The 13,545-nt window shown below is 47.8% G+C and carries 15 protein-coding genes and 1 pseudogene; 8 read left to right on the forward strand and 8 right to left on the reverse strand.

Annotated elements, in window-relative coordinates; all coding sequences use genetic code 11:
* Window positions 1–222 (reverse strand): annotated as a pseudogene (locus Q0314_RS04225) (CRISPR-associated protein Cas6); the annotation flags it as partial.
* Window positions 223–366: 144 nt separating this feature from the next.
* Here Q0314_RS04225 and Q0314_RS04230 point away from each other — a divergent pair.
* From Q0314_RS04230 to Q0314_RS04265, 8 genes are all read left to right on the forward strand, one after another.
* Entirely contained in the window at window positions 367–1,539 is a 1,173-nt protein-coding gene (locus Q0314_RS04230) for a MalY/PatB family protein (protein ID WP_298056856.1), read from the forward strand.
* Window positions 1,540–1,753: 214 nt separating this feature from the next.
* Window positions 1,754–2,227, forward strand: a complete 474-nt coding sequence (gene moaC / locus Q0314_RS04235; RefSeq protein WP_298056883.1) for a cyclic pyranopterin monophosphate synthase MoaC — start codon at window positions 1,754–1,756, stop codon at window positions 2,225–2,227.
* A complete protein-coding gene (locus Q0314_RS04240) occupies window positions 2,202–2,465 on the forward strand; it encodes a DUF493 family protein (protein ID WP_298056857.1) in 264 nt (87 codons plus the stop codon). The genes moaC and Q0314_RS04240 overlap by 26 nt, the downstream gene beginning before the upstream one ends.
* An 8-nt stretch (window positions 2,466–2,473) precedes the next feature.
* Complete coding sequence (locus Q0314_RS04245; protein ID WP_298056859.1) at window positions 2,474–3,754, forward strand: hypothetical protein; 1,281 nt, start codon at window positions 2,474–2,476, stop codon at window positions 3,752–3,754.
* Window positions 3,755–3,845: 91 nt separating this feature from the next.
* Window positions 3,846–4,787, forward strand: a complete 942-nt coding sequence (locus Q0314_RS04250; RefSeq protein WP_298056862.1) for a DUF4299 family protein — start codon at window positions 3,846–3,848, stop codon at window positions 4,785–4,787.
* A complete protein-coding gene (locus Q0314_RS04255) occupies window positions 4,760–4,951 on the forward strand; it encodes a hypothetical protein (protein WP_298056865.1) in 192 nt (63 codons plus the stop codon). The genes Q0314_RS04250 and Q0314_RS04255 overlap by 28 nt, the downstream gene beginning before the upstream one ends.
* A gap of 53 nt (window positions 4,952–5,004) precedes the next feature.
* On the forward strand, window positions 5,005–5,406 hold the full coding sequence (locus tag Q0314_RS04260; protein WP_298056866.1) for a hypothetical protein: 402 nt from the start codon (window positions 5,005–5,007) through the stop codon (window positions 5,404–5,406).
* Window position 5,407: 1 nt separating this feature from the next.
* On the forward strand, window positions 5,408–6,007 hold the full coding sequence (locus tag Q0314_RS04265; RefSeq protein WP_298056868.1) for a tetratricopeptide repeat protein: 600 nt from the start codon (window positions 5,408–5,410) through the stop codon (window positions 6,005–6,007).
* A 207-nt stretch (window positions 6,008–6,214) separates the two neighbouring features.
* Here Q0314_RS04265 and Q0314_RS04270 read toward each other — a convergent pair whose 3' ends face one another.
* The 7 genes from Q0314_RS04270 to Q0314_RS04300 all read right to left on the reverse strand — a co-directional run.
* On the reverse strand, window positions 6,215–7,006 hold the full coding sequence (locus tag Q0314_RS04270; RefSeq protein WP_298056870.1) for a hypothetical protein: 792 nt from the start codon (window positions 7,004–7,006) through the stop codon (window positions 6,215–6,217).
* A 105-nt stretch (window positions 7,007–7,111) separates the two neighbouring features.
* The gene (locus Q0314_RS04275) at window positions 7,112–7,978 is read right to left on the reverse strand and encodes a DUF3137 domain-containing protein (protein WP_298056873.1); all 867 of its coding nucleotides are present in this window, start codon (window positions 7,976–7,978) and stop codon (window positions 7,112–7,114) included.
* Window positions 7,979–8,246: 268 nt separating this feature from the next.
* Complete coding sequence (locus Q0314_RS04280) at window positions 8,247–8,801, reverse strand: LemA family protein (RefSeq protein WP_298056874.1); 555 nt, start codon at window positions 8,799–8,801, stop codon at window positions 8,247–8,249.
* A 967-nt stretch (window positions 8,802–9,768) separates the two neighbouring features.
* Window positions 9,769–12,279: a TonB-dependent receptor plug domain-containing protein gene (locus Q0314_RS04285; protein ID WP_298056875.1), complete on the reverse strand. Its 2,511-nt coding sequence runs from the start codon at window positions 12,277–12,279 to the stop codon at window positions 9,769–9,771.
* 347 nt (window positions 12,280–12,626) lie between these two features.
* A complete protein-coding gene (locus Q0314_RS04290) occupies window positions 12,627–12,893 on the reverse strand; it encodes a heavy-metal-associated domain-containing protein (protein WP_298056878.1) in 267 nt (88 codons plus the stop codon).
* Window positions 12,890–13,150, reverse strand: a complete 261-nt coding sequence (locus tag Q0314_RS04295; RefSeq protein WP_298056881.1) for a heavy metal-associated domain-containing protein — start codon at window positions 13,148–13,150, stop codon at window positions 12,890–12,892. Before Q0314_RS04295 ends, Q0314_RS04290 begins: the two co-directional genes overlap by 4 nt.
* 234 nt (window positions 13,151–13,384) lie before the next feature.
* Window positions 13,385–13,545 (reverse strand): hypothetical protein (locus Q0314_RS04300; RefSeq protein ID WP_298056885.1); only part of this gene is annotated, 161 nt, incomplete at its 5' end.

Consider the following 13,545-nt stretch of genomic DNA (forward strand, 5'->3'; position numbering starts at 1 on the left):
TTCAAATTCCGGCTCATAAGAGGTAAATCTAATCCGCAAATTTGCGCCCTTTAAATGAAAGTCGAAATTCGTTCGTTTAAAAATTTTGCCACTGGGCTCATGCCTATATCCTTCGTGCTCTATACTTGGCAGATAGCGGTAGATGTAGCCTTGGATGAGCTGGGGTAGCGCCTTTGATACTTTTAAATTTGCGCTCGGTAAACGTGAGATTATTGTGAGCATTTTTGTCCTTAAATTTAGTAAATTTTAGACGTAATTATAAAAAATCTCGCATTAAAAATCGGTTTTACGCGAAAATGCGGCGAAATTTCAAATTTTACCCGTCAAATTTGCTAAAATATCCGAAAAATCACGCAAGGAGAGCAAATGAAATACGATTTTGACGCACCAGTAGAGCGAGGCGGGACGTATTCGTCAAAGTGGAAAACAAGCAAAGACGAGCTGCCGATGTGGGTGGCGGATATGGATTTTAAGGTCGCGCCCGAAATCTTAGAAGCGCTGCAAAAGCGCCTGGATAACGGAGTTTTTGGTTACTCCTACGTGCCGCAGGAGTGGAATGAAGCCATCTGCTCGTGGTGGAGTAGGCGTCACGACGTCAAATTTGACCCGAGCTGGCTAATTTTTTGCACGGGAGTGATACCGATCATTAGCTCCGCCGTGCGCAAATTTACGAGCGTAGGCGATAAAATCGTGATCCAAAGCCCCGTATATCACGTCTTTTACCGCAGCATCGAAAACAACGGCAGGGTCGCGCTCGCAAACGAGCTAGCCTACGACGGGCGCGGCTACGATATCGATTTCGAGGGCCTCGAAGAAAAGCTCGCCGATCCGCTAACGACGATGTTTATCCTTTGCAACCCGCACAATCCCGTCGGTAAAATTTGGAGCGAGGAAAAGCTAGCCAAAATCGGCGAACTATGCGCTAAACACGGCGTTTTGGTGATCTCTGACGAGATACACTGCGACATCACGAGCCCCGGCAAAAGCTACGTGCCGTTTATCCGCGCGAGCGAGACTTGCAAAAACATCTCGATCACCTGCGTTTCGCCGACCAAAGCCTTTAACATCGCCGGCTTGCAAAGCTCCGCCGCCGTAGTGCCAAACCCAAAACTGCGCGCCAAAATGGCAAAAGCCATCAACGACGACGAGGTCGGCGAGGGCAACGCATTTTCTTGTATCGCGGCGATCGCGGCGTTTGAGCGGGGCAAAGCGTGGCTCGAGCAGATGCGCGAATACGTAGAACAAAACCGCAAAATCGTGAGCGACTTTTTGCAAAAAGAACTACCGCAGATCAAGCTTGTGGAGCAGGACGCCACGTATCTGCTCTGGCTTGACTGCCGCGAAATTTGCGACGACGCGAGCGATTTTCATAAATTTTTACGCCAAAAAGCGGGTCTTTGGCTAAACGACGGCAACACGTACAGAGGCGCTGAGAAGTGCTTTCTACGCCTTAATATCGCCACGCAAAGATCGCGCGTGCTGGAGGGGCTAAAACGCCTAAAATCAGGCGCTCTGGCCTATGCGAAAAGTAGGGAATAATATATTTACGAAAAATTGGGATAAAATTTAGACCTTTTTGGTATGATTTGCGCGTCCGACAAGAAAACCTCCTTTTTGTAACGGCGCCTCGGCTCCCCCTGCCGAGGCGTTTTTGTCTTATTCATTAAGCTTTTTTAGTTATAATCCTTCTCATAAATTTACTCCGCCTAGCTCAAATTTAAGCAAATTTAGCGTTTCAGGCGAAAGGACGAAAATGCTAACTCACATAGACGAAAACAACCGCCCCAAAATGGTCGACGTAAGCGACAAGGGCGTAACTACGCGCATAGCCGTAGCAAGCGGCATCATAAAAATGTCGCGCGAGGCCTTTGACGCGATCAAAAACAACACCGGCAAAAAAGGCCCCGTTCTGCAAACCGCCGTCGTGGCCTCGGTAATGGGCGCGAAAAAGACGAGCGAACTCATCCCGATGTGCCATCCGCTGCTAATCAGCAGCATAAACTGCGACATCGAGGAGCTAACCGAAATCTGCGCCTACAAGCTAACCGTTAGCGTCAAGATAGACGGCAAAACGGGCGTAGAGATGGAGGCGCTAACAGGCGTTAGCGTCGGGCTACTAACGATCTACGATATGATAAAAGCGATAGATAAAACCATGCAGATAACAGATATCGCGCTAGAAAGCAAGAGCGGAGGAAAAAGTGGCGACTACGTGCGATCTAAATAAAGAACCTGAAATCTCATACCCAAATTTTTGGGAATACAAAATCATCGTACTTGAAAACGAAAACGCCGAAGCTATCGCGCAGGGCGTCGTAGGCGAGAGGCAACACAAGATAACGCCGTCAAAATCGAGCAAAGAGAGCAAATACAAAAGCTACAATCTAAGCGTTTTGGTTAATTCTAACGAGGAGCGATTAGAGATATTTTCCGCGCTAAGACGCGTTTGCAAATACGTACTATAAGGACTTTCATGCAAAATTTAGTCTTCATCCAAACCATAAAAGAGAACAAAAACGACCCGCAAATTTCCGTTTTGATCAGGGAATTTGCGCTAAGCGAGTTTAGAAAAAGCGTCAAAGGCGCAAAAGGCAGCGACGCAAACGCGGCTTTGGCTAAAGAATTTGAGCAAATTTGCGAGGCGCTAAAAAGCGAGGATCTGCTAAACCGCCAAAACGTCGCCAACCTCATCCAAAGCGCGGGCGACGCGCTAAGCGAAGCAAAAGAGCAGTATATCCACCGCCTAATCTACGAAAAAGAGCAGATCGAGCGGCAAATTTACGCGCAAAAAGACGAGATCAAAAACGACGTTCGCGCGCTGCTTGAAAATATGGAAAATTTCATCAAAAACAGCGACCTGGCGGATAAGGACGAAATTTTAACCGCGATAGACGAAAAAATGCTCTGCGAGCTACAAATGCTGGGAATCCTAAAAGAAACCACCGAGGCGGCGTTTCTAACCGCGATCGAAAAGGACGACGACGTGAAAGATACGGTGGAGCAAATCGCCAAAAACGTCGTGCTTAGCGCGATAAACGAGGGCGAAGCGAGCAAAGAGCGCATCCTGGAGATCGCAAGGACGGTCTGCGAGGCGGCGTGCGAGATAGCCGACGTCGATCAGGCCTTTGCCAAAGAGCTAATAAGCGGCGCGATCGGAGGCGTAAAAGAGGCGCTTAGCAAAAGGACGGAGAAGTTTATCGAGGAGATCAAATTTGTTCCGGACGGCCAGACGCTGCTAGGTGAAGCTAGAGAATTTGTAAGACTAGAGGAGAGATTTGTAGCGATGCTGCGTGATATGGCGCGCTCAGAGGAGCCGTCTGCTGCAGTGATAAACGAAATCCTAGACGAGTCCATAGATAGCTACTTCGCCAAATTTAAGCGCCTGCAAAACGACGTTTCGCGCCAGATCGAGCTTCAGCTAGAGGAGCTAAAATTTAACGAAAATATCGATAAATTCGCTAGCCTTGCGGGAGCCAAATTTGAGGAGCTAAAGCGCGAAGTAACTCAAGCCGGCGATAAACTTAAAGAAAATTTTAACGCCAAAGAACGCATAGAAGCGCTCAAAAAAGATATCGGCGACTTTGAAAAACGAACGCAGGAGAAGCTAAGCGCGATAAATGCGAGCGAGATCGGCGAAAATCTCAAATCAAAATCAAAAGAACTAGGCGAGAAGCTCTACAAATCCGCCGAAAATCTCATAAAAACCGCCAAAGAAAAGATCGGCAAAAAAGATGATGAGAAAAAGGACGAGTGAGCTAAATTTGGGCGCATATGCTTAAATTTGCGCTCAAATTTGACTCCGCCAAAACGCCGCGAAAGTCAAATTTAACCCCAAAGGATCAAAAATGAGCATAACGTTTTTCGTTAAAAATAAAAAGAAGTTTCTAGTCGGCCTTGCGCCAGTGATGAGCGTGGAGGAGGCGCTGCGACTGGTGCCGAATTTATCGCAGTTTAACGCTGACGAGGACGACGAGGGGTTTGACGCCGAGGGCTTTTACGGCGCAAAGCTTGATGAGTTTGACTGCCTAGTTGCCGGCACGGACAGGCTTAGCGGACGCGGCTTTGAGATCGGATACGAGGACGGCGCCTATAACGTCCGCGTCGGCACGCCAAGTACCCGCACGGACTGGAAAATCGCTCTAGAGTACTTAAAAAACCTAGCCCTAAAAATGGACGGCGAAATCGTGAGCGAGGACGGGGAGAAATTTAGCGCACAAAATATCGAAAGCTTTAACTATGAGCCCGATATACGCGCGGGGCTAGAGGCGATAGAGCAAAATTTGCAAAAAGAGGCGCAAATCAGCACTATTTACGGCACGCGAAACGAAGTGTCGTTTGACAAAAAGATCATATCTCGCATACTTGGCGCGAAGGATCCAGCGGGCGAATTTAGCAAATTCGTAACCGATATCCAAAATTTGGATGCGTATTTTGCAAATCAGATGTTTTTCCGCAGGAACGATAGCGGCGAGATCATCGGGCAGTACGTCCTGTCGCAAGACGTCGTTACTGTGCTGCCGTATGAACCTAGCGTGGAGTATAAAAATTTGCAAATGCTGGGCGATGAGAAAGTCGCGCGCTGGTCGGTCGCGATATTTGGCGGAGAGGGCGACGATGAGGAAAAATACGGGATCCTAGCGACGCTGAAATATGAAAATTTCATCCAAAATTTGCCAAAAGAAAAGTACAAATTTATCGACGCGAAAAATATCGTCGTAAGCGCGTTTAGCAAGGCAGAATTTGACGCGCTAATCGCAAAATGCGGCGAAGAGGGGCTGGCGGACTAAGCGGCTTGCTTGGCAATAAATCGTTGCCGCCGTGCAGTAAATTTAACGGCATAGTTAAATTTATGGCCGAAATTTACCCGCCTTTTTGCTCCGAAATGAAGCCAAATTTGACGCAAGGTAGATTAAATTTAGCCGCAAATTTAACCCCGATCTCAAAATATTGACTTGCACCGTACCTTTGGATAAAATCGGGCGCAAAAATCAAAAGAGATCAAAAATGCGAAAAATTTTCCTGCCGCTTTTATGCGCTTTCCTGCTAGGCGGATGCACTACGTACGGCGTCGGCCCCTCTAATATATTTCTAGAAAACAAAGAGCTAACTCAGCTAAAAGGCCGCCATATCCTAGATATGGAAAAATACTCCGGCGGCTGGTCGCATATCGAGATAGGTGTGCTTTCGAACAAATTTTATATGCAGCACGAACCGCGCGAAGTGCTATCGGTAGAAAGATCGTGCAACTTCTGGGGCTGCAGCGTAACGGGTGTGAACTACAGCACCTACGGCTTTGTTTACTTTACTACCGACAAAGACGGCTATATCACGGACTACACCGAGGACGGCGACGCGATAAGGAGCGTCAAGCATAAATTTAAAGACCTGCTAGTACTGGAGAACTAAGATGAAAAAGACGGTAATAACATTATGCGCGTTTGCGATCACCGCGGCGTTTGGGCTCTCTAACGAGGATTACGATAAATTTATAGCGCTAGACGATAGCGGGAAATATAAAGAAGCGTTGGCATTTATCAAGCCAAAGGCCGATAGCGGCGACGCTAGAGCTGTCACGCTCGTAGGCTACCTATACGAGGTGAGGATGTCTAACATCGGCGAAGGCGTAAAGTGGTACAAAAAAGCCATGGGACTAAACGATTCGCTCGCTCACTCGAATATGGCGCGGATCTACTACCGCATGACCGACTATAAGCTAGCCGCGCAGACCCTTGAAAAGGCAAGCAAACTAGGCGACACTGGCGCGGACGCAATGCTAGGAAATATGTATCTAAACGGAATACACTTTAAAAAAGACTATAAAAAAGCGCTCGTCTACATCCAAAAAGCTGTTGCAGATGACGATCCTCAGGCTCTAACCGATCTAGCTATATGCTACGAGAACAGCTACGGCGTCGCAAGGGATATGGATAAAGCCATAGAGTTTTACAAGCGCGGAGCGGCCCAAGGTAACGAATACGCCAAAAGAGCGCTAGAGAGGCTGCAGTAGCCAGTGCGCGGCTGCCTGAGTTGTGACGATACCGACTTTATCCGTCTGGTAGCGGCGACTCGGGCTATCCGGGAGAATAAATTTAGGCTCGCTTGAGCTCAAATTTAGTTTTTAGTAAACCGGTCGATACTGGCGATCGGTTTACCGACTTTGCCTCTACCAAATCACTCAAATTTGGTTAAATTTAAAACCCAAGCCGAGTCAAATTTAATAGATAAAAAGCCCCGCGTCTTTTTCTTCGCCGACCTTGTCCGTTTTCACCCATGCCGCGATATAGATGAAAAACGAAGCCACGAGCAAAAAGAAACCAAATACCGCCAAAACACCGCTCGCCCACAGCAGCTCGCCCGCAAAAAACGTGCAAACGTAGACGCGAAAAAGCCCGTTTCTAGTTAGTCTCGCAAGCTCGAAAAAGACCTTTCCCCACACGAACGCGACGTAGCCAAGTAGCAGTAGCGCGATGACGGCCACTAGCTTAGCGAGCGGATGAGCCGCGTCCGCCATATAGGACGCCAGCGTCGCCGTGACGTGAGCGACGAACATCACGATCATCGCCTTGCCGTAGTTTACGTGCAGATCCTCGCTGTGAGCGAGCCCGGCGACTCCGCCTAGCGCCGCATAGGTTAGCAGCGCGGCCGATATGACGGCGAGGTTATCCGCGATCTGTAGCGCCAGTCCCCCGTAGCTAGCGATAAAGTACGCGTAGATCTTGATCACGGCCGGCACTATGCCCGATGCGATACCCAGTATCCTAGCCTGCTCAAACGCCGCACTCTCTTTTAGCACAGCCTCCGTCTCCTCGCTTCTGACGTCTTTCGTCGCGCGCTTTTCGCCCTCATCTGCGATCAAAAATACATCTCTCGCAAACGCCCCGTCAGGCCGAAACGCCGCTCGCTCGCCGCCGCTAGGCCGCCCAGAGCGCACGTCCTCGAAGCTAAATTTATAGTATTTGCCGTCATCGCCGATTATCGTCGTTTCGTTTATCGCTACGCCCTTCACCAACTCTCCTTTTTTGCGTTTTTGCCGCCCTGTTTTAGATTGGCCCGCTTGCTTGCGTTTTTGGGGTGCAGGTTATGCCGCACGTCAAATTTGACGCCACGCTCCCTAGTCCAGCCAAATTTTACGGTTTAGCCGCAGCTCCTCGACGATACGCAAAAAGCCGCCGATCTCGTCTTTGTAAAATCTATTCGCCCCCTTGCCCACGAGCGGACGGCGCAGATCAGGCTCGAAGTTATCGCGCCCCGTGCGGATCGCCATGCAGATTTTATCGCCTATTAGCACGATGTTTATGGGGCGGTGAAATCTCGTTTTTAGCAGTTTTAGATTTTCCATCAGGCTAGGCGTGAGCGCATATCTAGCCTCGATCTGATCGGTCGTATAGACGCGAAATAGCCGCTCAAACTCCGCGTCGTCCATCCTCGCGCGCTTGCCGCCGTAGTCCTTAAAATCATCCGTCCCGCTGCAAATTTGCGTAACACCCTTTAGCCGTTTAGGAAAATCCGCGACAAACAAAATCCCTGCAAAAAGCACTCTATGCGTCTTGTTTCCGTGTAGATCCTCTTTGATGCTTATCGCCTCTACGTCGCTAAATTTTATCCGCACGCCCTCTATCTGCCCGAAAATCAGGTCGTTGCCCGAGTATTTGTCGATGTCGAAATCATAAATCATATAAAGATAATCGCTCTCTACGTAGTCGCCCGGATAATACGCGAGACCGCAGTCCTCCACGATGCTCCTCACGACCTTTCGCTTAAATTTAAACGTAAAGCTATCGGTAAAAATACTCTCGAAAAAATAGTACATCGCAGCCCCGCAGACCACAAACGCGCCAGCGCTAAGGGCGGTGTTTTGCGCGGCTAGATATAGTAGCCAAGCCACTGCAGCGGCAGCGAAGACGCAGGTGAGCTTTAGCCTAAAAAGCGAGCGTAAAACCTTTTGCCGCTCAAGCTCTAGCAAGACCAGATCGTCCATTTTTGCTCCTGTTTTTAATCTAACGCCGTTTTTGCAAATTTGGCTATTTTACGAGCTTTCGTCTTTAAATTTGCGTTTTAAACCGCTTAAATTTAAGCTCTTTTTTGCGGGCCGCGGCGCTCAAATTTGGACCAAATTTACCGCTCAAATTTATCGCCCGCGCCGCTTTTATTTTTAAATTTAGCGAGTCGACAAAGCCCGCTTGTATTTTTGGAGCGCAGTTAAAGCGCTCGAATTTAACTTCAAATTTGACGAAGTGAGCGCAAATTTAGCGGTTAAAAAGCTCATGCACATCGTGCGGATCGTCTTGCCCCTTAGGCACCTCGAAAAATGCGGCCTTGCTAAACCTCGCCCAGCTAGCGACGATGTTTGAAGGAAACATCTCCACGGCGTTGTTGTAATCGGTCACGGCGGCGTTGTAGGCGCGGCGCGCGGCGGAGATCTGCTCCTCGATATCATTTATCGTTTTTTGTAGGTGCATTACGTTTTCATTTGCTTTTAGTTCAGGATAATTCTCCACGACGACGTTTAACTTTGAGATTAGATTTGACAGCTCGCCGTTTAGCGCAAATCTCTGCTCGTCGCCCGCTGCCTTTTGGATACCGCTTCTAAGCGCGGAGATGTTTTCCAGCAGCTCGCGCTCGTGCGTGATGTACTGCTTGACGGTGGCGACGAGGTTTGGGATGAGGTCAAAGCGCCTTTTTAGCTGCGTATCGACGCCTGATCTGATGTTTGAGACTTGGTTGCGCTTGCCGACTAGCGAGTTGTAGACTGAGATGACGATGAGCGCGAGAACGGCGATAATGCCTAGGACGATGTACATTTTACTCCTTTGATTTAACTTTTGTTTTGATTATATCAAAAAGCTGCTGAAACCGGAAAATTATACTCGTTTTTGCCGCGCTAGATGCTAGGTCGCTCGGGGTTTGCTACCAAAATGCTAAATTTCGCTTGCCCTTGCAAAAGCCGCTTTGCGAGCAAATCTCGGATAAAAGGGCTAATTGCCGTAAAATAAAGACTTGCGGCCGATTTTTGCGCTTAAATTTAGGCTTAAAAACGCAAAATACGCTTTTGGATAAACCGTTTGTGCACTTTGCGTTACGGGCGAATTGAGTCTTATTTTTAAACAAAAATCAAAGCAGATATGCGCAGACAAAAACGACTCGGCGCAAGGTCATGCCGGGCAGCGGCGATAGGCGGGTAAAATCTAGCCTATAAATTTTCGCCTACACGGGCGACATAGCCCTTTGCCGCGATAAATTCGTATCTTTTTGAGGGTGATTTTACGCGAGCTAACGGCTAAATCATCGCAAATTTTGCGTCGTTTAAGCCGCAAGAGCAAAAATAGCGTTTCTAAACACGCCAAAAGGAGCACGAACCCCACTTTCTCGCGGTTTTAGAGTTTTAAGCCGCAAGAGCAAAACTGGCTTTAAACAGCAAATCGCCGAGCCGCCAAATCCACCCCGCGCGTTTTGCGTTTAGGCAAGGAAATTACCGCTCGCGCCTTATGCAAAATTTAGCTATTTTGCCGATTTTGCCGGCTGCAAGTAGGCAAATTTACGCTTACTAGAAAGCCAAGAAGGCAAAAGCGCGGATTTGCGCCGCGCACAAACGGCAAATTTGCGACTTTGCGCCGTAAGGCAAAAACCAAAACTAGCCAAAAGACGCAAATTTAGGGCGCGTATAAAAACTAAACCAGAGCGCTTTAGCCTTTTAAAGCTCGCAAAGTTTGCCGCAAACCCGCTTTTACCGCGTCTTGCGCGATAAATTGCGGGATAAATCCCGGCAACTCACCACTTCATACCCGCTTCCAGCCAAAAGTTGCGGCCAAGGCCGTACTCGTAGTAGCTACCTTCGTTTGAGGCGATAAATTTTTTGTTTAAAAGATTATTTATGTCAAGATTTACAAACGCTCGAAAATCGCCGGCCAGCCGCCTTTCGTAACCTATACGCATATCCCAAGTTGCGTATGCGGGTAGCTTTTGGCGCTCGTAGACGTACATCCCGCGCGCCCTATTCCAGCCGCCTAGTAGCGCGTCCGTTTTGCTCGTATAGTTTATGAAATTTGAAACGCTAAAGCCGCTAAATTTAGCCGAGTGGCGAAATTTGGCGGTAAAAGGCACATGGTAATCAACGACAGGTAGTTCGCTTTTTTTGATGATTTTACCGTTATACGAGACGTCGTCATTCATCTCGTCGTCTTCGTAATCCATAAAGCTCCTGCTTTGCTTAGTAAAGCTTAGCGAGCCTTCAAAATCGTTTTTTACGCCCCAAATTTCGATCGGAGCGATGTTTGCCGCGCTTAAGGTTACGATGTCGCGCTTGCTTTGCCCCTCGTTGGTAAATATAGAATATCCGTTTCCGTAGCCTGCTAGCGGCTCTCTTACGTATTTCATCGCTACTTCGTCGCGGCCTTGGCGTCTTACGTATTTGAGATTTAGCCTCGCGTTGCCGACGTCGCCGCGATAATACGCGCTAAATTCGTCGTCGTAAGGCGTCTTTAGCCCTCTGATCGGGTAACGGTCGCTATCGTAATCGCCGCACACGTAGGGTGCGCCGTATGAACCTCTAGTGCAAGTTTTACTCATTTTATAGATGCCGTTATACATCTTGTACGCGAAAAAATTTCGTCCGTAGTAGCGGTTTAACCCGAGTCCTACAAAATTTTTATCCGCGAATTCATACTCGGCTAGCAACCTCGGGGCCAAATTTACGTCGTTATTATCGCCGTTTCGCTCGATGCGAAGTCCGGGGCGAAATTTAAACGCGCCAAACCTCATCTCGTCTTCGAGATAAAGGGCGAGATTGGTTTGCGTAGCCTTGGTTTTTACGGCGTAGTAGTAGATTTTTTTCGATAGATATTGACCGACCGCGCCCTGGGATGCGAAGCTATCGTCTATGACGCAAGTTTTATCCCCCGGCTCGCACGCGCCCGTTAGCGACTTTGGGATGCTGTTGTGAACGTAGGTTTTGGGTATCTCGTAACCGCCGATTTGCCTAGTTAGCTCAAAGCCCGATTTTATCAGATGCACCGCGCTAAAAGCGTCAAATTCTTTCATGCTCGCATCAAATTTATACGAGAGAGTATTCTGCTTTTGGGTAAAGTCGTTATACCCGCCGATGCCCGCACTCCCGCTCGTACTCCAGTTTTTGACGTTTGAGGATTTGTAGGTATAATACTCGGTATCATGCTCATAGTCGCGGCTGTTTTGCGAGGCGGAGTAGCTAAGCGTCTGCTCTAAAAATACCCCCTCAAGATCGGCCTGCGCCTCGAGAGTCGCGACGTAACCGCCGTATTTTAGCGTGAGCTGAGAGTCTAGGTAGCGCTTGGCGGAGGTGTAGTTATCTAGCCTAGAGTACAAAAAGCTCGGCTTTAGCGTAAATTTATCGCTCACGCCCCAAACGCCTTTTACGAAAAGATTATCATTAGTCTGCCTGTCGTTTGGAAACGAGTATAAATTTTGATTTATCTGTTTTTTGTTGTAGTGGTTTTCTATGACGGAGCGGTGCCTCGAGTAGTCTAGCAAAAGGCCGAAATTCTGCGTCAAATACCCCTCGGCGCCGACTCTATACCTGCGCTTTTTAAAGTCGCTCATATCGGCTAGATCGCCGTCGTCGTATCTTTGCTCGGCGGAGGCGTCTTTATAAATTTTGCTCCAATCCCCGCCCGTATAAGAGTAGCTAAGCACGCCGTGAAAGCCGCTTTTGGGGTCTCTGGTTTTAGCGTTTACGGCGCCTCCTTGAAAGCCGCCGTATCTAGCCGAGACCGCGCTATCTAGCACCTCGACGCTACCTAGCAGATCCGTATCTACGCTCATGGCTTGCGAGCCTATCGTGCTATCGCTCCAGATGTTGTTGTGGTTATTCCGCGTGCGTTTTTTAGGGTCTAGGTCGTTATTTATGCTCGCGCCGTCTAGGGTAAAGTTATTTTGATAGTAGCTCGCGCCGTTTATGCTGATATCTTGCGGAGCCAGCTCGCCCGCGCGCACGCTTTTGGCGTTTTTCGCGCTAAAGGCGACGTTTGGATTGCCTTTTAAAAGATCGGTTATGCCGTGATTTTTAGACGTTATCAGATCCATATCCGCGCGCGTTAGTTTTCCGGGTTCTTTCGTAGCGTTGGCGTCGGCGCTGACCTCGACTTTATCTAGCACGACCTCCGAGGCGTTTAGCGTACTTAAATTTAACGCCTTTAAAGCGGTTAAATTTAAAAAGCCCTGATGAGCGTCGCGACTCGCGGTCCAATGCGAAAGCGGCAAATTTAACGCCGCGGCCGCTACCAAAAGGCTAGCCGTTTTTTTCATAATTATCCTTAGTTAAATTTATTCGTCGGCTTTGGACGTTTGCGTCAAAACCGCGCATTTTAGGCGGCGATAAATTTTACTCGCCTTACGTTTTAGCTTTAAAAAGTCGCTAAATTCGGCTAAATTTATGCCGCAAAATTTGTAAAAAGGCGGCTATTTGCGGTTCATCTTCGCAGCGATTGGGCTTTGTTTTTTAAACGCGCTTTAAACCGCAAATTTAAACAAAAAACGCCTAAATTTAGTCGCCGTCTAAAAAGCTACGCAAAGCCACTTTTGCTAAGCTCTAAAGGCGCTTTTGCTAAAAATATAAAAACCGCGCTAAGAGCTAAATTTGTCCCGCGCAGGCGTTATTTTTCAGATTTTAAAACCGCCTGATAGCCTTGTTTTTTGAGCGCCTCTACGACCGTATTTTCGGCAAAGTCGTCCTCTACGACGATATCGGCCGTTTTAGCTTCCAAATTTACATCAAATTTCTTAACGCCCTTAAGCGTATTTAGCGTCTGCGTGATGACTTCGTAGCAGCTCACGCAGGCCATGTTTGGGATCTCGTAAACTAAAGTCTTGTCCGCAAATGCCGCCGTGCAAAGCACCAGCGCTAGAGCTAGCTTTTTCATTCTTTGATACCGACTTTGTATTTTTTGGCTTGGATCGCGTGCACGATGTCCATCACGTTTACGCCGCTATCTGCGGTGATGTTTACGTCCTTGCTTTTTAGATCAAAGCTCACTGCGGTGACGCCCTTGACGCCTTTTGCGGCATCTTCGATTTTCTTGGCGCAACCGCCGCAGTTCATGTTAGGTACGTTTAGTTCGTAGGTTTGCTCTGCAAAAACAGCGCCGCAAATCGCCGCTAAAAGTAAAATCTTCTTCATCATCGCTCCTTGAAAATAATATTTGATATGAAATTGTATCACTATATTTCTTATATATTTATTATTTTCTATTTATATTAAAATGTAATATAATTTACTTTTTTCTTATATTTAAAACTAAAATTTGACATCAAATTTGAGCAGATTTAAAGCGGGGGTAAAAATATTGCGGGGAAATTAAGAGGGGAATTTAGCCCACAAAAAGCGTAAATTTGCAGGCTAAATTTATAAAATTTATTCTTTGGTTTTTGCCATTCTGCGGCGCATAGTAGGATCTAGATAGCGTTTGCGTACGCGTATGTTTGTCGGCGTGACTTCGACCAGCTCGTCCTCCTCGATCCACTCCAAAGCGCGCTCAAGGCTTAGTTTTCTAGGCGGTACGAGCTTGATAGCGT

It is taken from the genome of uncultured Campylobacter sp., from assembly GCF_938040115.1.
Taxonomy (GTDB): domain Bacteria; phylum Campylobacterota; class Campylobacteria; order Campylobacterales; family Campylobacteraceae; genus Campylobacter_A.